We start from the raw sequence: 18,357 nt of genomic DNA on the forward strand, positions 1-18,357 counted from the left end.
GCGATGCCCGAGCTCCCCGAAGTCGAGGTCGTCCGCGCGGGACTCGCGCCGGCGATGTCCGGGGCGAGGATCGTCTCCGTGGCCGTGCACGACGAGCGCGCGCTCACCCGGCACCCTGCCGGCGCGGCCGATTTCGTCGCACGTCTGGAGGGCGCCGCGGTCGTGACCGTGGCGCGCCGCGGGAAGTTCCTCTGGATGCCGCTCGCGGGCGGCACCGCGGAGGCGCGCTCGGCGATCGTGGGTCACCTCGGCATGTCGGGTCAGCTGCTGCTGCGCCGACCGGATGCCCCCGCCGAGCGGCACGAGCGGATCCGGCTGTTCGTCGAGCACCCGCAGCACGGCGAGCTCGCGGTCGTGTTCGCCGATCAGCGGACCTTCGGCTCGCTCGCCGTCGACGTGCTGGTGCCGACCGTGGATGCCAGGGCGGCGGGGTGGGGGAGCGCCGAGCCGCTCATCCCCTCCCAGGTCGTGCACATCGCGCGGGATCCGATGGACGAGGCGTTCCAGGATCGCCTCTTCCGCACAGCCCTGCGGGCGCGGTCGAGCGCGATCAAGCGCGTCCTGCTGGATCAGACCCTGATCAGCGGTGTCGGCAACATCTACGCCGACGAGTCGCTCTGGGCCGCGCGGATCCATCCCGAGACGCCGGCGTCGGCGCTGTCGACCGTGGCCGTGAACCGGCTGCTCGCCGAGGTGCGCGCCGTGCTCGAGAAGGCGCTGGCCGAGGGCGGCACGAGCTTCGACGCCCAGTACGTGAACGTGAACGGCGAGGCCGGTTACTTCGCGCACTCCCTGAACGCCTACGGGCGCACCGGCCTGCCGTGCCCGCGCTGCGGCACCCCGATCCGCAGGGACGCGTTCATGAATCGCTCCAGCCACTTCTGCCCGAGGTGTCAGCGGCGTCGCTGACCGAGTGGACGATATCCGCCGACGGCATCCCGGGCGATGCCGCCCGAGCTGTCAGCGCAGGTCCTTCGCGAGTCGCGGCGTCCGCCAGCGGGTGACCTCGTGCAGCCAACGCCCTGCCGGGTAGGACAGGCGGACGACGAAGTAGTTGAGATATTCGACGACTCCGAAAAGCCACACCGCGACGACGAGCACCAGCATCGCCGCGCTGCTCGGCCTGGCGATCGCCACCACGCCGAGGCCACAGCCCAGCAGACCGACGTCGACGACCCGGAGGGCCAGATACACGCGCCGTACGGCGCGTGGCATCCCGCCGCGGCCGACCCAGCTGCGCGCTGCAAGCCAATAGATTCCGGCCTGGAGGAGGACCGCGATCAGCGGCAGGAGTGCTGCCCACAGCGCGACGCGGTCCGCCGGGTTCTCGAACCGCGGGCCCACCACCCACGCCGCCGCTCCGCAGAAGACGAGGGCGGCGACGATCTCGCCGATGCCCAGGCTGAGATGAGCTCTGCGCAGGTCTCGAATCGATGGCCGGGTCATAGCTCCGACTCTATTCACGTCGGCCTGCGGATCCGTGTCTCACCCACCGGCACCGGGATGACCGGCATGCGGCGGGCGCTTGTCCGTGCGGGGTCATACACTCGACGCGTGTTCCGCATACGTCCGCGCCATGACGCCGACGGCGAGATCGTCGTCGGATGGATTCCCGACGCCGAAGCGCTGTACCTGTTCACCGGGCCACGGCTGCAGTGGCCCATCGACGCGAAGCAGCTCTCCGGCATGGAACATCCGGGACTCAGCGCGTGGATCCTCGTCGAGGAAGGAGCCGACAGCCCGGTCGGTCATTTCGATCTCACCGTGGAGGGGAGCGTCGCCCGCCTCGGTCGCGTGCTCATCGACCCCGAACAGCGGGGGCGCGGGCTGGCGCATATCCTGACCGATCTCGCGGTGGAGCAGGCTCGCGCTCTCGGCGCGTCGGAGCTGCGACTGAACGTGATCGCGGGCAACGAGCCCGCCATCCGCACCTACCGGCGTGCGGGCTTCGTGGAGCTCGCCGAGTCGGAACGACCGGACGTGCGCGTCATGTCCCGCCCGCTCTGACTCAGTGCTCGCTCTTGAGGACGAAGTAGGAGCCGCGGATCTCGCCGGCCAGCTTCGAGCGCTGCCGGGCGAATTTGAAGGCGGAGAGCTCCTCGGGGACGTCCATGCCCTGCGACAGCTTGAAGCCGACCGCGCGCTTGCCGCCGTCCGCGATCGTGTACATGACGTTGATCGACAGTCCCGATCGGTAGAAGACGTACGCCATCCGGATCCCGTCGACCTCGAACGCGCTGACCTCGAGCGCGGGGCTCGAGATGACGATGCCCCGCTCCTCGCGCAGGATGTCGCTGACCCACTTCAGCGTCTCCGGGTCCTCGTCCGGGGAGCTCACGGTGAACACGTGGTCGTACTTGTTCTTGAAGTACCGGGCCTCGTTGGCACGCAGGCCGGCGAGCGCGTCCGCGACGGGCGAGGACTCAAGGCCCGCGGTCGAGACGGTGACGAAGTCGACAGGGCTGCTCATGGTGGCGCTCCTCGGCGTTGATGACAGTGCCCTCATCGTAAGCCGGACCGGACGGCTGCGGTCAGTGGGGGGCGCCGATCCCAGCGGAACCCGGCCGGGCCGGCACGGCCTCTCGGAGCAGGCGCAGGGCGTCGGCGGAGCTGCTCCCCGGATCGACGGTGTGGGCGAGGAGGCGTTGGCCCTCCGCGCCGGGAAGATGCAGGGCCTGATACTGGACGTCGAGGTCGCCGACCTCCGGGTGATGCAGGTGCTTGGTGCCGCTGGAGCACAGTTCCACCGCGTGGCGAGCCCAGAGAGCGGCGAACTCGGGGCTGTTCATGCTCAGCTCGCCGACGAGCGCGGCCAGCGCACTGTCGTCCGGGTGCTGAGCGGCGATGAAGCGGAGCGACGCGACGACGAGCGTGGCTTCCGCGGCCCAGTCCCGGTGAAGGTCGCGGGTGTGCGGATCGAGGAACAGCATCCGCACCGTGTTCGGGCGGGTGCCGGGGTGGGCGGGGGCGTCGAATCCTACGTGCCCGGCGAGGAGCGCATGCCCGAGCGGGTTCCACGCGAGCACGTCGCCGCGGCGTCCGAGGACGAGCGCGGGCACCCCGTCCATGGCCGCGAGCAGCGCGAGCCCGCCGGGCGCCGGTCGTTCGGCACGGGGCGGGCGGCGCCGCCGGGAAGGGCGCGGCGTCGCCAGCGCGAACAGATGGCTGCGCTCGTCATCGCGGAGCTGCAGTGCACGGGCGAGCGCGTCGAGCACGCCGTCGGACGCGGCGATCGACTGGCCCTGCTCGAGGCGCGTGTAGTAGGCGACGGAGACCCCGGCCAGCTGCGCGAGCTCTTCGCGACGGAGACCCGGCACGCGCCGCAAGCCGTGCGCGACGATCCCCGCATCCTCAGGAGTGAGCGCGTCCCGGCGCGAGCGCAGGAAATCGCCGAGGGCGCCGGTGTCGCTGCCGGGGGTTCGTGCGGGTGCGGGCATCACACCTCCCATTGTGCGCGTCGGCGCCGGCGCGTGCCTGACCCTGTCATGCGTAGGAACGGGCGGGGTCTGGCTCGCCGCCGGATCGCCCGTCACGGTGGGACGAGTTCCCCTCCCACGACTCCCGCAACACGAGGACATCCATGACCCGCGACACCTCCGCCACGAACGCGCATCCGGCTCTGACCGGCCGGCTGCGGCTCGCGCTCGTGATCCTGCTCACGGCAGGGTTCACGCTCGCCGTCGACTTCTCCATCCTGACCGTCGCACTGCCACGCATCGGCCGTGACGTCGGTATCGCCGCGGACGGCCTGCAGTGGATCTCGACGAGCTACGCGGTCTGCGCCGCAGGGTTCACGCTGCTGTTCGGGCGGGTGTCCGATCTCGTCGGACGCAAGCGGCTGTTCCTCATCGGCATGGCGCTGCTCGGCGTCTCCTCGCTGTGCGGCGGGCTCGCGGTCGATCCGGTCATGCTCCTCGGCGCACGGGTCGCGCAGGGCCTCGCCACCGCGATGGTCACGCCGGCGGCGCTGTCTCTGCTCACCACCGCCTTCCCGGAGGGGCCGGTCCGCGAGCGCGCTCTGGGCCTGAACGGCGCGCTGATGGCCGCCGGCTTCACGACCGGCGCGGTTCTCGGCGGGCTGCTCACGGATGCCCTGAGCTGGAGGTGGGCGTTCTTCCTGAATGTCGCAGTCGCCCTCGTCGTGCTGTGCCTCGCCCCCGCGGCGCTGAGCGAGAGCCGCGCCGACCACCGAACCCGCCTCGACGTGCCGGGCGCGCTGACCGTGACGCTCAGCCTCGTCGCGATCGTCTACGGGGCGACGACCGCAGGGCAGTCCGGGTGGGAGAGCGCGGGCGTCTGGGCCGGCTTCGCCGTCGCAGGTGCCGCGCTGATCGCGTTCTGGCTCGTCGAGCGTCGCGTCGCACAGCCGCTCATCGCGCTGTCACTGCTGCGTCGACGTGGTGTGGCCTGGGGGAATGTCGCGGGCATTCTCGCGTTCGCGACGGAGACCGCGCTGGTCTTCCCCCTCACGCTCTATCTGCAGGAGGTGCTCGGGATCCCGCCCCTGCTCACGGGACTGTCCTTCGGAGTCCTCGGGATCGGCACGGTGCTCGGCGGTCTGCTCGCGCCGAGGATCATCGCCCGCGTCGCCGTCCGGAACACCATCGTTGCGGGCTTCGCGGTCCAGGCGGTGACAACCCTCCCGCTCGCCTTCGCCGGCCCGGACCGGTCCTGGGTCATTCCCCTTCTGGTCCTCACCTTCCTCGGTGGTGTCGCGAATCTCGTCGCCATCGTCGGGTACGTCGTGGCTTCCACCGCGGGTATCCCCGACGCGCAGCAGGGTCTCGCCACCGGCCTGGTCACGATGAGTCAGCAGGTGGGCATCGCGCTCGGGACTCCGATCCTGGCCGCCGTCATCGCGAGCCGCGGCGGTGCGGACGGGTACGGGCTGCTGCCCGGGATCCAGACCGCGATCCTCGTCGACGGCCTGCTGTGCGCCGCAGCGGCGATCCTCATCGCCTTCGCGCTCCGGCCCCGTGGGCGCGACCGGGGCGCGAGGACGCTCGACGTCGCGTCCCCGTCGGCGGGCGGCGGCGATCGCTCGCCGGCGGAACCTTCCGTCGGCCGGTGCTGAACGGCTCAGGCCAGCGCCTTCTTCCAGGCGCCGCCGTACCCGATGGGCACGAAGCCGAGCTGCTCGTTGATCGACAGCATCGGACGGTTCTCCTCGGCGTTGTACGTCACGATGCGCGCCGAGTCCGGGAAGCGCTCATGCCAGGCCAGCATGCCCGCGCTCTTCACGAGCAGCCCGAGCCGATGTCCGCGGTGCGCGCCGAGCACGAACGTGTCGTTCTGCTGCGTGACGCTGTCCTCAGGGCCCTTGAGGGACAGCTCGTTGTACGCGCAGAGCTCGCCCGTGGCGACGTGCTCCGCCGCGGTCACCTGGACCGTGTGCCCCATGGCCGCCCACCGCTCATCGTGCTCGCGCACGCGCTCGGCATCCCAGTGCTCCTCGGGCGAGTCCATCCCGGCGTCGGGGACGTCGGTCGACATGCGCGACTTCATCCACGCATAGCCGTCGACGCGCTCCGCAGGCGTGGGCAGCAGCCACCGCACGACGCGGTAGCCCGCCGCGGCGGTCTCCGCTTCGGCGTGCAGCGCCCGCAGGTGCAGGTCCTCGCCCCAGCGGTATTCGCTGACGCGGTCGACCTGCTCGAGCGTCCAGCCCTGAGCCTGCAGGAATCGGGCGGTGTGGTCGAGCGGAACGCTTCCGAAGCCCGTCGGCGGGCTGAGGCGCGTCTCGTCGGAGCGCAGGTGCTCGGTCCACGCCTGCAGGGTACGCACGCCCTCGCGGCGGGCGAGCGGCTCCAGGTGCGCGGCGACGGCGGTCGCGATGCCCCGTCCCTGCTCCGCGCGGAGCACGCTGATCGCGCTCATGGCGGTGTCGCCGTCGCCGTCGCGCGAGACGTTCAGGAACGCGACCCCGATCGTGCGGTCGTCGCGGGCGATCCGCCACTGCCTGCGCTGCACGTACGCGTCGGACGTGAGCAGCGGCAGCAGTTCCTCGGGAGTGAAGTCGTCGTCCGTGCGCCCCGACGCCTCCGCGAGACAGCGGTTGCGCACCTCGGCGTAGTCGCGGAAGGGGCCGGGCGAGCCTGCATCCGCCCGTGCAGGGAGCACGAGCGGATGCAGGGTCGCACCGGCCGGAAGGGGTGTGACGATGTCGTTCGTCGGAGCGTCGGTCATCACAGCACCTGACGGATGGAGGTGTGAGCCAGGCGGCCGGCCTCGTACTCCTCGAGCACGCGCAGCCGGCGGCCCTCGGCCAGGGCCGCGCGCGCCTCGTCCTGGGTCGTGGGGCGCGTCCGCACGATGAGATGCAGGGCGACCCGCAGGGCCACGCGCTGCGTGAGCGACAGGTTGCGGAGCTCCTCCTCGCGGGGGAGCTGGATGGACAGTTCGCGCTCGATCTGAGCGCGCTGCGTCGACTCGGTGGGAGGCGAAGCGTGCAATGCGGTGTTCACGGTGATCGCTTTCGTTGGTCGTGCCGGAAAGGCGGTTTCGCACCACGCGTCGGCGCCCGGTGGGACGCGTCGCGTGTCACGGGTGTGGAGACGGATCCGGGACTGTGCGTCCGGATCGGGAAGGCGATCGGGCATCGACGCGGAAGTCGCGGATGGGATCGCGGACGCTCGAAGCGTCAGGCCGGCCTCAGGCCGGGACGAGGGGGAGTGCGCCTGTTATGCGGCGTGACGCGCGCAGACGCCGGCGGAAGTCGCCGGGGACGCATCGGACCCACGGAATGGGGTGAACACAGCGCGAATGATCATTTCGGCAACCTCCTCTCGCGGCTCGGATCTGTCACGCTAGCGGAGCCTCACAGCAGACGTCAAGGCGACACACAGAAATCCCTGAACCCCGCGCGTTTCTCGCCGGGGAGCTCGAGCGGCCGCGATAGCGTAGGGCCCGTGATCTCCGTCGACCGTTGCGCGCGCCCATGCATCTGAAGAGCCTGACCCTCAAGGGGTTCAAGTCCTTCGCGCAGCCGACCACGTTCGCCTTCGAGCCGGGCGTGACCTGCATCGTCGGCCCCAACGGATCCGGGAAGTCGAACGTCGTCGACGCCCTCGCCTGGGTGATGGGGGAGCAGGGCGCGAAGACCCTCCGCGGCGGCAAGATGGAGGACGTCATCTTCGCGGGCACCTCGACGCGCGGACCGCTCGGCCGCGCCGAAGTGCAGCTGACGATCGACAACAGCGACGGCGCCCTGGCGATCGAGTACGCCGAGGTGACGATCAGCCGCACCCTGTTCCGCAACGGCTCGAGCGAGTACGCGATCAACGGCGAGGGCTGCCGGCTGCTCGACGTGCAGGAGCTGCTCAGCGACTCCGGTCTCGGCCGTGAGATGCACGTCATCGTCGGGCAGGGGCGCCTGGACACGGTGCTGCAGGCGTCGCCGGAGGACCGCCGCGGCTTCATCGAGGAGGCGGCCGGGATCCTCAAGCACCGCCGTCGCAAGGAGAAGACCCTCCGCAAGCTCGACGCCATGGAGACCAACCTCACCCGCCTCAGCGACCTGGCCGGGGAGATCCGCCGGCAGCTGAAGCCGCTCGGGCGCCAGGCCGAGGTCGCCCGCGAGGCCCAGACCATCGCCTCCGTGGTCCGAGACGCGAAGGCCCGCATCTTCGCGGACGACGTGGTGGCTTTGCGCACTGCTCTCGCCGACCACACCCGCAACGAGCACGAGCGGCACGCCGAGCGGGTCGTGCTGAGCGAGCAGGCGGACCGGATCCGCTCCGAGATCACCCGGCTCGAGAGCGCGCAGAACTCGGCGGCCGTCGACGAGGCGCGTCGCGTCGCGTTCGGACTGGAGCAGGTGCAGGAGCGCATGCGCGGTCTGTACACCCTCGCCAACCAGCGGTTGGCGCTGCTCGGCACGGACGAGGATGATGCCGCGGTCGCCGCCGTGACCGTCACGCAGGCGACGATCGACGAGGCGAAGGACGAGGTCGAGGAGATCTCGTCCGGCATCGGACGGGCGCAGGACGCCGCCCAGGCGGCGACCCGCGAGGTCGGCCATGCGCGCGCCGAGCTGGACGCCCTCGACGTGGACATCGCCGAGCAGAGCGCCCTGGTGTCCGAGCACGACATGCGGTTGAGCACCCTGCGCGGCCAGGCCGAGGCGGCGGCGTCGGCCCTTGCCGCGGTGCGCGGAGCGGTGCTGCGCCAGGAGAACGCGCTGGAGGCGGCGGACGAGCGCCGGCGGCAGGCTGCGGAGGCCCGGGAGCGCATCGAGGAGGGCGAGGCCCCCGAAGGGACCGCCGCGGAGCACGCGGAGGCGTACGAGCGCGCACAGGCGCGGGTGGTCGCGGCGGAGGGCGAGCTGGAAGGGTTGCGGGAGCGGCTGCACGCCGCCGAGCGCGAGGCCGAGGCGCTGATGGCGAAGGCGGCCGCGCTCGGCAGCGCGATCGCGGTGACGGGCGGGGCGGCCGAGATCGTCGCCTCGGGGCGTCCCGGGGTGCGCGGTCTCGTCGGCGACGCGGTCCAGGTGAAGCCGGGCTTCGAGGCGGCGATCGCCGCGGTGCTCGGACCTCTCGCGGAAGGCGTGCTCGTGGATGACGCGGACGCCGCGTTCGCCCTGGCCTCCGACGAGACGACCGTGGGCGCCTACGACATCCTGATCTCCGAGGGGCCCGGCGCGGCGATCGCGGACGCCGGGATCGCCGGGACCACGCCCGCTCCGAGCGTCGTGACCGCCCCCGCGGGCGTGCTCGGCGTGCTCGCGCACGTGCTCATCGTCGACGATCTCGCCGCGGCGCGGTCGGCGCACGCGGCGACGGCGGCGGTCTCCGCCACGCCGCTCACGATCGTCACGCGTGCGGGAGAGGTGCTGACCGCGCATACCCTGCACACGGGGTCCGGCGGCGAGCGGTCGCGTCTCGAGCTCGTCGCCGAGCGCGACGCCGCCCTCGAGCGGCTGAACGAGGTCCGTGTCGTGGTCGATTCCCTGCGCGAGGCCAAGGAGGACGGAACCGAGACCCTCGAGATCGCCAGGCGCGAGTCCCGTGAAGCGCTGCGCACCCTCCGCGAGCGCGACGCGGCGCTGGCCGCGTACACCGAACAGGTCAACCGCGTGACCGTCCAGCACGAGTCGGCGATCGCCGAGTGCGAGCGCCTCGAGACGGGCCTCGCCCAGGCGCAGGCGGCCGTCGCGGACGCGGAGGCCAAGGCCGACGCGGCGAAGGACGCCCTCGCGACCGCGGACGCCGCTCCCCGTCCGGTGCTCGACGCGTCCGCGCGCGACGGACTGCTCGAGGCTCTCGAGGCGGCGCGCGAGGCCGAGCTCGAGGCCCGGCTGGGGATCGAGACGCTCCGCGAGCGCGTCCGTGCGGCGCAGGCCCGCGTGGCCACCCTGGAGCGCCAGCGCGAGCGCGAACGCGAGGCGGCCGCCGAGGCCGCACGGCGTGCCGTGATCCGTCGCGCACAGCGCGAGACGGCGTCCGGCGTGGCCGAGGAGCTGCCGCGCATCCTGGACTCGCTGGACCGGTCCGTCGCCGAGGCGCGGCTCGCACTGGCCGCCGCCGAGGCGGCCCGCTCCGCACAGAACGAGGAGCTCACCGCGCTGCGCCGGCAGGACTCGTCGATCAGGGAGCGGCTGGCCGGACTCACCGAGAGCGTGCACGGCCTGGAACTGCAGATCCACGAGAAGAAACTGCACCTGTCCAGCCTGCTCGAGCGGGTGCAGTCCGAGCTGGCACTCGACGAGGACATCCTCGTCGCGGAGTACGGACCCGACCAGCTCGTCCCACACGATGGCGGCGCACCGGCGGAGGCAGGCGGCGAGGCCGGGGACGAGGAGCCGGTCGGCATCCCGTTCGACCGGCGGATCCAGCAACGCCGCCTGCAGGAGGCGGAGCGCAAGCTCGCGCAGCTCGGCCGGGTCAACCCGCTCGCGCTCGAGGAGTTCGCCGCGCTCGAACAGCGGCACGCGTTCCTCACCGAGCAGCTCGCCGACCTCACCAAGACCCGGCAGGATCTGCTCACGATCATCGCCGAGCTCGACGAGCGCATGCAGACGATCTTCGCCGCGGCCTTCGAGGACACCCGGCAGGCGTTCACCGAGGTGTTCCCGCTGCTGTTCCCCGGAGGAGCCGGCAGCATCTCGCTCACCGATCCGGACGACCTGCTGAACACGGGCATCGAGGTCGCCGTGCGCCCGGTCGGCAAGAAGATCGAGCGCCTGTCGCTGCTGTCGGGCGGGGAGCGCTCGCTCGCCGCCGTCGCGCTGCTCGTCGCGATCTTCAAGGCCCGCCCCAGCCCGTTCTACATCCTGGACGAGGTCGAGGCCGCGCTCGACGACGCGAACCTGGGGCGCCTGCTGACCGTGTTCGAGCAGCTCCGCGCCAGCTCGCAGCTGCTCGTGATCACCCACCAGAAGCGCACGATGGAGATCGCCGACGCGCTCTACGGCGTGTCGATGCGGCAGGACGGCGTGTCGGCCGTGGTCGGCCAACGCGTCGGCGACCGCGCCGCCGCCGCCGTCTGAGCCCGGCCGAGCGCCTTCGGCGAACACGCGGGGTGCGCAGACGCGATCCCCGTAGGCTGGACGCATGGCGGAGAAGTCCTGGTCCCTCGGTCGCGCGCTGCGCGGCATGTTCGTCAAGCCCACGATCGACGAGGAGACCTGGGAGGACCTCGAGACGGCCCTGCTCACCGCCGACTTCGGCCCGGACATCACCGAGCGGCTGGTCGACGAGCTGCGCGAGAAGGTCGAGCGGTACCGCACCACGGATCCGAAGGACCTGCAGCGCATGCTGCGCGAGACGCTCGAGGAGCACTTCGCGAAGTTCGACACCACGCTCAAGCTCACCGAGCGGCCCGCCGTCGTGCTCGTGGTCGGCGTGAACGGCGTCGGCAAGACGACCACGATCGGCAAGTTCACGAAGTTCCTGCGCGGTTACGAGCGCTCGGTCGTCGTCGGCGCTGCCGACACGTTCCGCGCCGCCGCCGTCGAGCAGCTCGGCACCTGGGTGCAGCGCGCCGGCGCCGCGATCGTCCGCCCGCAGCAGCAGGGGCAGGATCCCGCGTCCGTCGCGTTCCAGACGGTGGAGTACGCGAAGAACAACGGCACCGAGATCGTCATCATCGACACCGCCGGCCGGCTGCACACCAAGGGCGGGCTGATGGACGAGCTGTCCAAGATCCGTCGCGTCGTGGAGAAGCAGGCGCCGATCAGCGAGGTGCTGCTCGTGCTGGACGCGACCACGGGTCAGAACGGGGTCATGCAGGCCGAGGCGTTCCTCGAGCACGCCGGGGTCACCGGCCTCGTGCTGACGAAGCTGGACGGGTCGGCGAAGGGCGGATTCGTGCTCGCCGTGCAGGAGCGCACAGGGATCCCGGTCAAGCTCCTCGGCCAGGGCGAGGGCATCGACGACCTCACCGGTTTCACCCCGCACGTGTTCGTGCAGGCGCTTGTCGGCAGCTGATCGGGGCCCGTTGCCGAACCGTTCCCCGGCACGCGTCCCGCGGACTACCGCCCCGCGCACAAGACTGGTTTTATAGGCCTATGGCGATCGAACACGACTTCTTCGGATTGCTCTCCTCGGGACCCGACGGATCGATCTTCTGGTCCGAGACCGTGGAGTTCGGCGACCACGCCCTGACCGTGGATCTGACCGCCCCCGACCAGGAGGACGTGTCCTCCGACTCTCTCGACATCGCCGCGGCGTTCGTCTCCGGCGTCGAGGCGATCGATGCGAAGGCCCGGCGCGCCATGCTCGCCGAGGTCGACGACCGCGCCAGCGAGGTGACCGAGTACATCCTGCAGCAGCAGGAGGAGTACGGCGACGAGCTGGAGGATCACCTGGTCGACGTGAGCGGCGACGCCGCCGTCGACATCATCCGTTCGCTGCGCCTGATGAGCATGACGCTGCTCGTGGACGAGCACGGCGGCAGCGACCCGTTCGCGGTGCTGGAGTACGCTCTCGACGTCGAGGGCAACGAGGACGTGCTGCTGGTGAACTTCGGATCCGACGGCTCCGTGCTGTCGGTCATGAGCGCGGACTGAGCCCGCCCGCGCACAGACGGACCGCCAGGCGAGGGAGCCCCCCTGCGCCTCGCCCGGCGATCCGGGTCTCAGACGGCCTGGGCGAAGCCGAGGTCCGCGCTCTCCGCGATGTGCGCGAGGTGCGCGGGGATGGGGCGGCCCTTGGACCGCATCGACTGCGCCCAGAGGCGTCCCGCGCGGTACGAGGATCGCACCAGCGGCCCGGCGAGCACGCCCAGGAATCCGATCCGCTCCGCCTCCTCCTTGAACGCGACGAACTCGTCCGGCTTCACCCAGCGCGACACCGGCAGATGCCGCGGCGTCGGGCGCAGATACTGCGTGATCGTGATGATGTCGCAGCCGGCGTCGTGCAGGTCCTGCAGCGCCTGGATCACCTCTTCGGGCTCCTCGCCCATGCCGAGGATCAGGTTCGACTTGGTGATCAGGCCGGCCTCGTGCCCCTGCGTGATCACGTTCAGCGACCGCTCGTACTGGAACGCGGGACGGATCCGCTTGAAGATCCGCGGCACCGTCTCGACGTTGTGCGCGAACACCTCCGGCCGGGCGTCGAAGATCTGGCCGAGGAACGCCGGGTCGGCGTTGTGTTCGTTCGCCAGCAGCTCCACCCCGGTATTCGGGTTGAGGTCGTGGATCTTCCGCACGGTCTCGGCGTTCAGCCAGGCGCCGGTGTCTGGCAGGTCGTCGCGGGCGACGCTCGTGACGGTCGCGTAGCGCAGGCCCATCTGCTGCACGCTCTCGGCGACGCGGCGGGGCTCGTCGGTGTCGTAGTCGGCGGGCTTGCCGGTGTCGATCTGGCAGAAGTCGCAGCGGCGCGTGCACTGCGAGCCGCCGATCAGGAAGGTGGCCTCCTTGTCCTCCCAGCACTCGAAGATGTTCGGGCAGCCCGCCTCCTGGCACACCGTGTGCAGGCCCTCGTCCTTGACCAGCGAGTGCAGTGCCTTGTACTCGGGCCCCATCTTCGCCTTGGTCTTGATCCACTCCGGCTTGCGTTCGATGGGCGTCTCGGCGTTGCGGATCTCCAGGCGCAGCAGCTTGCGTCCCTCGGGGGCGGCGCTCACGCGGCCACCTCCGCGTAGTCGGCGGCGAACGCGGCTGCGACCTGGTCGACGATGTCGGCGGGGGAGACGTCCCGGCCCACCACCTCGCTCACCGTGGTCACACCGGCGTCCGTGATGCCGCACGGGATGATCCCGCGGAAACCGGCGAGCGTGTTGTCGCAGTTGATGGCGAAGCCGTGCATGGTCACGCCCTGCTGGACCCGCACGCCGATCGCGGCGACTTTGTCCTCGGAGAGCGGGCGGCGCACCCACACGCCGCTGCGGCCCTCGACCTGGTAGCCGTCCACCCCGAGCGGGCGGAGCACGTCGATGAGCAGCCGCTCCAGCCGCCGCACGTGGGCGACCACGTCCATCGGCTCGGGCAGGCGCACGATCGGATAGCCCACGAGCTGACCGGGGCCGTGCCAGGTGATCTTGCCGCCGCGGTCGACGTCGACCACGGGCGTGCCGTCCTGGGGGCGCTCCTGGGGCTCGGTGCGCTTGCCGGCCGTGTACACCGCCTGATGCTCGAGCAGCAGCAGGGTGTCGGGGCGGGTCCCGGCGACGACGTCGGCGTGGACGCGGCGCTGCAGGTCCCACCCGTCGAGATAGGGGACGAAGTCGGGGGCGAGTCCCACGGTCTGGATGTCGAGCATGTCCGATCCTTCTGATCGATTTGTTGAATGCAGTTCAACAATACGCCGTGAAGAGCCCGGCGGCGCGGCGCGATACGGTGGCGTGGTGATCAGACCAGCCCGCGGAGTCGGCCGCCCCCGGGTCTCCTCCCGCGAGACCATCGCCGAGGCGGCGTGCGAGCTGTTCCTCGAGCAGGGCTACGAGCGCACGTCCATCGCCGACATCGCGCAGCGCGCCGGCGTGAGCCGCTCCAGCTTCTTCAACTACTTCACGTCCAAGAGCAACGTGCTGTGGTCCGGCCTGGACGAGCGGATCGACGCGGCTGTGCAGGCGCTCGCCGAACCGGGAACGGGCGCGGACCCCGCGCGGATCGAGGCCGTGCTGGCGGCGGTCCTGCAGGGCCTCGAGCCGGATCCGCTGGCCCTCGCGTTCGGAAACGCCACCGCGATGGGGCTGCACGAGGAGCTGCAGCACGAGTCCGCCCTCCGCCAGGGGCGGCTGGCCGCGGCGCTCTCCGAGGCCGCGAGGGAGGCGGGCGTTGAGCGCATCCGCGCCGACGTGCTGGGCGCGGCCTACGCCGTCGTCGTGCTGTCGTCGCTGCGGGTCTGGGCCGAGGGTGGTGCGGGCCACGGCTCGCCGCTCGCGCAGCTGCGGCACGCCCTCCCGAGGATCACCGACCTGCACTGGGGCTGAGCCATGGCGCGGGCACCGCTCGCGTAGAATTGCCACACCATGGCTACCTTTGGCACGCTCTCCGATCGGCTCACCGAGACCTTCCGCAACCTGCGCACGAAGGGCAAGCTGTCCGCGTCCGACGTCGACGGGACCGTCCGGGAGATCCGGCGCGCCCTGCTCGACGCCGACGTCGCGCTGCCCGTCGTCAAGGACTTCACCGCCAAGGTGCGCGAGCGCGCCCTCGGCGACGAGGTCAACAAGGCGCTCAACCCGGCGCAGCAGGTCGTGCAGATCGTCAACGAGGAGCTCATCGCGATCCTCGGCGGCGAACAGCGCCGGCTCGAGTTCGCCAAGAACCCGCCGACCGTGATCATGCTCGCGGGGCTGCAGGGATCCGGAAAGACCACCTTCGCGGGCAAGCTCGCCAAGCAGCTGCAGGGCGAGGGGCACACCCCGCTGCTGGTCGCGGCCGACCTGCAGCGCCCGAACGCCGTGACCCAGCTGCAGGTGGTCGCCGAACAGGCCGGCGCCACGATCTACGCGCCGGAGCCGGGCAACGGCGTCGGCGACCCGGTCCGGGTCTCGCGGGACGGCGTGGAGCACGCCCGCCGGCAGCTGCACGACGTGGTCATCATCGACACCGCCGGCCGCCTCGGCGTGGACGCCGAGCTGATGAAGCAGGCGGCCGACATCCGCAGGGCCGTCGACCCGGACGAGGTGCTGTTCGTCATCGACGCGATGATCGGCCAGGATGCGGTGAACACCGCGAAGGCCTTCCAGGACGGCGTGGACTTCACCGGCGTCGTGCTCTCCAAGCTCGACGGCGACGCCCGCGGTGGTGCGGCGCTCTCGGTCGCCTCGGTCACCGGCCGCCCGATCATGTTCGCCTCCACCGGCGAGGGACTCGACGACCTCGAGCCGTTCCACCCGGACCGGATGGCGAGCCGGATCCTCGACCTCGGCGACATCCTCACCCTCATCGAGCAGGCCCAGCAGGCCTTCGACGAGGAAGAGGCCATGAAGATGGCCGAGAAGCTCGCGACCGAGACCTTCACGCTCGAGGACTTCCTCGACCAGATGCAGCAGCTCAAGAAGATGGGCTCGATGAAGAAGATGCTCGGGATGCTCCCTGGCATGGGCCAGATGAAGCAGCAGCTGGACGACTTCGACGAGCGCGAGATCGACCGCACCGAGGCCATCATCCGGTCGATGACGCCGGCGGAGCGACGCAACCCGAAGGTCCTGAACGGATCGCGCCGGCTGCGCATCGCCCGGGGGTCCGGCATGACCGTGACCGACGTCAACCAGCTCGTGCAGCGCTTCGAGCAGGCTGCCAAGATGATGAAGACCGTGGCCCGCGGCGGCACCCCGAACATCCCCGGCATGGGACCGGTTCCCGGCATGGGCCGCCCTGGCGCCTCGTCGAAGCGCGGCAAGAAGGGCAAGAGCGCGGGATCCCGCTCCGGCAACCCGGCCAGGCGCGCCGCCGAGAATGCGGGCCTCGGCACGAACCAGGCGCCGACCGGCTCCGGCTTCGGTCTCGGCGGGCAGAAGGCGCCCACCGAGGACGACCTCGCCGAGATCCAGAAGCTGTTCGGCAAGAGCTGACCCGCGGCGATCGCGAGCGCCCTGACCGCATGCGGCAGGGCGCTCCGTCGTGTCCGGCGGGTCGCGCCGTCGTGTCTTGCGGGTCGCGCCGCGGTCGGAGGCCTGTCGTCGCGACGCGCCGACGAATGTTTGTCACCTTCACTAAAACGTTATAGCCTCATGCGCGGGTCCAGGCCTCCGATGTTCGCGGCAGGGACTCGATTCGCAACGGAGCGCAACCTGGAGGGTGCACATGACTGAGATCGACCGCAGAACATTCCTGACCGTCGGGGGTGTCGGGCTGGCGGCGCTGCTGGCGGGCAACCCCGGTACCGCCTTCGCGGCGTCCCGTCCGAGCACCGCGGCCGCGGCGTCGGGGGCCGCTGCGGCTCCGGTGCCAGCATCCGGGGGCACGCCCGCCGGGCCCTACACGTTCGGCTGGGCGGCCGACGACCTTCTCGCGTTCGACCCCGCCACGACGCCGTGGGCGCGGCATCTGCGCTGCCTGATCCCGCGCGCGACGCGCATCGCGCCCTTCGCGGCGACCCAGGCGCATCCCGACCTCGACCCGGCCGTGCAGCTGTCCACGCTCACGATCGACGACGCGGGGAGCATCTACGAGGGCCAGAACCAGGCGATCGGGCTCGAGCCGCAGGTGTACACCCAGCGGTACTGGCCGTACATCGACATCTGGGGCACCTGGCACGGCCAGGTCAAGGGCCCGGCGCCGATCGAGATGATCGACGGGGAGCGCGCCCCCGGGCGTCCGTACGGCGTGATCGACATCCCCAATCCGGGCTGGACCGAGGCCGCGCACAAGAACGGCGCGCTCTCGATCGGAGGCTGGTTCTGGCCCCGTCCCGTCGACTTCGACGCGTTCCTCGTGCAGGCGGGCGACGGATCCTTCCCGGTGGCGGACAAGATGATCCAGATCCGGAAGTACTTCGGCTTCGACGGCCTGTTCATCAACCAGGAGGGCAGCGTCAGCGCTGCGCAGATCAAGAAGTTCCAGGACTTCCTGCGCTACCTCAAGCGCGCGGACCCGGACTTCTATCTGCAGGGCTACGATTCGGCGGACTTCGACAGCGGCGAGGTCAGCTACGAGAACAGGCTGAGCGAGAACAACCTGCGCTGGCTGGGCACTCGCGATGCGCCGATCTACGACTCCATCTTCATGAACTACTGGTGGCAGGCCACGACGGGAGGCGCAGATCGTGATCTGACCAAGAGCGCGGCATCGGCGGTCGCGGCGGGCCGCGATCCGCGCACCGTGGGCTTCGCAGGCGTCGAGCATCAGAAGGGCGGGTTCCGGCCCGAAGAGGACTTCGGCAGCGTCGCCGGCCCCGGTCGGCCCGCGCCGACCTCGGTCGCGCTGTTCGTGGACTCGCAGATCTGGCTGAACGGCTCGTGGGACGGCACCACGTCCACCGTCGAAGGGCGCACCACCTATCGCGACCTGGAGCAGCGCTTCTGGTCCGGCCCGACCGGGAACCCGCAGTCGTCGGGCCGGCTCGAACCGCGAACGCCTCCGTACCGCACCGACACGCTGAACTACCGGCAGTGGGACGGCATCGCACACTGGATCACCGAGCGCTCCCCGTACAGCGACCTGCCGATCGCGACCGACTTCAACGTCGGGGTCGGATCCGCGTTCTTCCTCGACGGCGCGAAGGTGCGCGACCGCGGCTGGGACAACATGGGCTGCGCGGATCGCGCCCTCACCTGGCAGTACTGGACCGAGGGCGACGTCGTCGTGACGCTCGACGAGTCGGTCAGCTACGGCAGCGGGCACAGCCTCGCCCTGCGCGGCGGGGGAGTGATCCACCTGTTCAAGACCGATCTGACGGCCGAGAAGGCGATGGCGGCCGAGCTGCGTGCGCAGGGCCTGCAGACGATCGATCTGGGCATCACCTGGCAGGATGCGCCGTCCGAGATCGACTGGCGTCCGCTCACGAAGTCGGACGCTTCCTCCTCCTGGGACGGCTGGACAGGTGAGGTCGACGTCCGTGGACGCCGCATCGCGCGGATCTCCCTGCGCACCAGCGGGGGCGGGCACCTGGGCAGGGTTGCGCTGCGGGCGGCCGGGAAGCCGCTCAAGCCCGCGACGCCGACCGGCTTCCAGGTCGCCGATGCAGGCGATGCCGGCGACGGGCGCCGGCACCTGACCTTCGCCTGGGACCTCCGATCCGACGCCATCGGCTACGACGTGCTGCAGATCGGGGACTCCGGCACCACCTGGCTGGGTCGGGTGCACCGCGACGTGTTCTTCGCGGAGGCAGTCGATCTGGCCGGAGGGCGTCAGTTCCAGCTCGTCGGGTTCGGCGGCGACCTGCACCGCAGCGCCCCGGTGAAGGCCGTGCTCAGCGCATAGCTTCCGCGGGCCGACCGCGCGGTCAGGCGGAAAGAAGAGGCGGG

At 71.0% G+C, this 18,357-nt stretch carries 16 protein-coding genes; 9 read left to right on the top strand and 7 right to left on the bottom strand.

The features are described from left to right. Positions 1–3: 3 nt before the first annotated feature. Positions 4–909 (top strand): bifunctional DNA-formamidopyrimidine glycosylase/DNA-(apurinic or apyrimidinic site) lyase, encoded by a 906-nt coding sequence (gene mutM, locus ACTJJZ_RS05375; RefSeq protein WP_440720151.1) that lies wholly within the window; start codon positions 4–6, stop codon positions 907–909. A 51-nt stretch (positions 910–960) separates the two neighbouring features. Here the strand turns inward: mutM and ACTJJZ_RS05380 are convergent, their stop codons facing one another. Then, positions 961–1,446 (bottom strand): hypothetical protein, encoded by a 486-nt coding sequence (locus tag ACTJJZ_RS05380; RefSeq protein ID WP_440720152.1) that lies wholly within the window; start codon positions 1,444–1,446, stop codon positions 961–963. 108 nt (positions 1,447–1,554) lie between these two features. Between ACTJJZ_RS05380 and ACTJJZ_RS05385 the strand changes: the two genes are divergently transcribed. Continuing rightward, the gene (locus ACTJJZ_RS05385; protein WP_440720153.1) at positions 1,555–2,007 is read left to right on the top strand and encodes a GNAT family N-acetyltransferase; all 453 of its coding nucleotides are present in this window, start codon (positions 1,555–1,557) and stop codon (positions 2,005–2,007) included. A 1-nt stretch (position 2,008) separates the two neighbouring features. On the opposite strand, the gene ACTJJZ_RS05390 is transcribed toward ACTJJZ_RS05385, so the two are convergent. Beyond that, positions 2,009–2,470, bottom strand: coding sequence for a phage tail protein (locus ACTJJZ_RS05390; protein ID WP_440720154.1), 462 nt, complete (start codon positions 2,468–2,470; stop codon positions 2,009–2,011). Between the two features lie 61 nt (positions 2,471–2,531). Further along, positions 2,532–3,437, bottom strand: a complete 906-nt coding sequence (locus tag ACTJJZ_RS05395; RefSeq protein ID WP_440720155.1) for a helix-turn-helix domain-containing protein — start codon at positions 3,435–3,437, stop codon at positions 2,532–2,534. 143 nt (positions 3,438–3,580) lie between these two features. Here ACTJJZ_RS05395 and ACTJJZ_RS05400 point away from each other — a divergent pair, with 143 nt between their 5' ends. Then, positions 3,581–5,074: an MFS transporter gene (locus tag ACTJJZ_RS05400; RefSeq protein ID WP_440720156.1), complete on the top strand. Its 1,494-nt coding sequence runs from the start codon at positions 3,581–3,583 to the stop codon at positions 5,072–5,074. Positions 5,075–5,079: 5 nt separating this feature from the next. On the opposite strand, the gene ACTJJZ_RS05405 is transcribed toward ACTJJZ_RS05400, so the two are convergent. Beyond that, a complete protein-coding gene (locus tag ACTJJZ_RS05405) occupies positions 5,080–6,186 on the bottom strand; it encodes an N-acetyltransferase family protein (protein ID WP_440720157.1) in 1,107 nt (368 codons plus the stop codon). Further along, positions 6,186–6,464, bottom strand: a complete 279-nt coding sequence (locus ACTJJZ_RS05410) for a hypothetical protein (RefSeq protein WP_440720158.1) — start codon at positions 6,462–6,464, stop codon at positions 6,186–6,188. Before ACTJJZ_RS05410 ends, ACTJJZ_RS05405 begins: the two co-directional genes overlap by 1 nt. Before the next feature lie 473 nt (positions 6,465–6,937). On the opposite strand from ACTJJZ_RS05410, the gene smc reads away from it, so the two are divergent. The 3 genes from smc to ACTJJZ_RS05425 all read left to right on the top strand — a co-directional run bounded on the left by smc (position 6,938) and on the right by ACTJJZ_RS05425 (position 12,007). Further along, positions 6,938–10,486 (top strand): chromosome segregation protein SMC, encoded by a 3,549-nt coding sequence (gene smc, locus ACTJJZ_RS05415; protein WP_440720159.1) that lies wholly within the window; start codon positions 6,938–6,940, stop codon positions 10,484–10,486. A gap of 64 nt (positions 10,487–10,550) precedes the next feature. Beyond that, on the top strand, positions 10,551–11,426 hold the full coding sequence (ftsY, locus tag ACTJJZ_RS05420; RefSeq protein WP_440720160.1) for a signal recognition particle-docking protein FtsY: 876 nt from the start codon (positions 10,551–10,553) through the stop codon (positions 11,424–11,426). Between the two features lie 80 nt (positions 11,427–11,506). Further along, positions 11,507–12,007 (top strand): DUF2004 domain-containing protein, encoded by a 501-nt coding sequence (locus ACTJJZ_RS05425; protein ID WP_440720161.1) that lies wholly within the window; start codon positions 11,507–11,509, stop codon positions 12,005–12,007. A gap of 68 nt (positions 12,008–12,075) precedes the next feature. Here ACTJJZ_RS05425 and lipA read toward each other — a convergent pair whose 3' ends face one another. Next, on the bottom strand, positions 12,076–13,065 hold the full coding sequence (gene lipA / locus ACTJJZ_RS05430) for a lipoyl synthase (protein WP_440720162.1): 990 nt from the start codon (positions 13,063–13,065) through the stop codon (positions 12,076–12,078). After that, the gene (lipB, locus tag ACTJJZ_RS05435) at positions 13,062–13,700 is read right to left on the bottom strand and encodes a lipoyl(octanoyl) transferase LipB (protein WP_440720163.1); all 639 of its coding nucleotides are present in this window, start codon (positions 13,698–13,700) and stop codon (positions 13,062–13,064) included. The genes lipA and lipB overlap by 4 nt, the downstream gene beginning before the upstream one ends. Positions 13,701–13,785: 85 nt before the next feature. On the opposite strand from lipB, the gene ACTJJZ_RS05440 reads away from it, so the two are divergent. From ACTJJZ_RS05440 to ACTJJZ_RS05450, 3 genes are all read left to right on the top strand, one after another. Continuing rightward, the gene (locus ACTJJZ_RS05440) at positions 13,786–14,373 is read left to right on the top strand and encodes a TetR/AcrR family transcriptional regulator (RefSeq protein WP_440720164.1); all 588 of its coding nucleotides are present in this window, start codon (positions 13,786–13,788) and stop codon (positions 14,371–14,373) included. A 39-nt stretch (positions 14,374–14,412) separates the two neighbouring features. Then, positions 14,413–15,963 carry a signal recognition particle protein gene (ffh, locus tag ACTJJZ_RS05445; RefSeq protein ID WP_440720165.1) on the top strand — a complete coding sequence of 517 codons (1,551 nt, stop codon included), beginning with the start codon at positions 14,413–14,415 and terminating at the stop codon, positions 15,961–15,963. Positions 15,964–16,195: 232 nt separating this feature from the next. After that, the gene (locus ACTJJZ_RS05450; protein ID WP_440720166.1) at positions 16,196–18,313 is read left to right on the top strand and encodes an endo-beta-N-acetylglucosaminidase; all 2,118 of its coding nucleotides are present in this window, start codon (positions 16,196–16,198) and stop codon (positions 18,311–18,313) included. The last annotated feature ends 44 nt before the right edge of the window (positions 18,314–18,357 follow it).

Origin of the sequence: Microbacterium sp. 22242 (genome assembly GCF_052045495.1) — a bacterium.
In the GTDB taxonomy this organism is placed as follows: Bacteria; Actinomycetota; Actinomycetes; order Actinomycetales; family Microbacteriaceae; genus Microbacterium.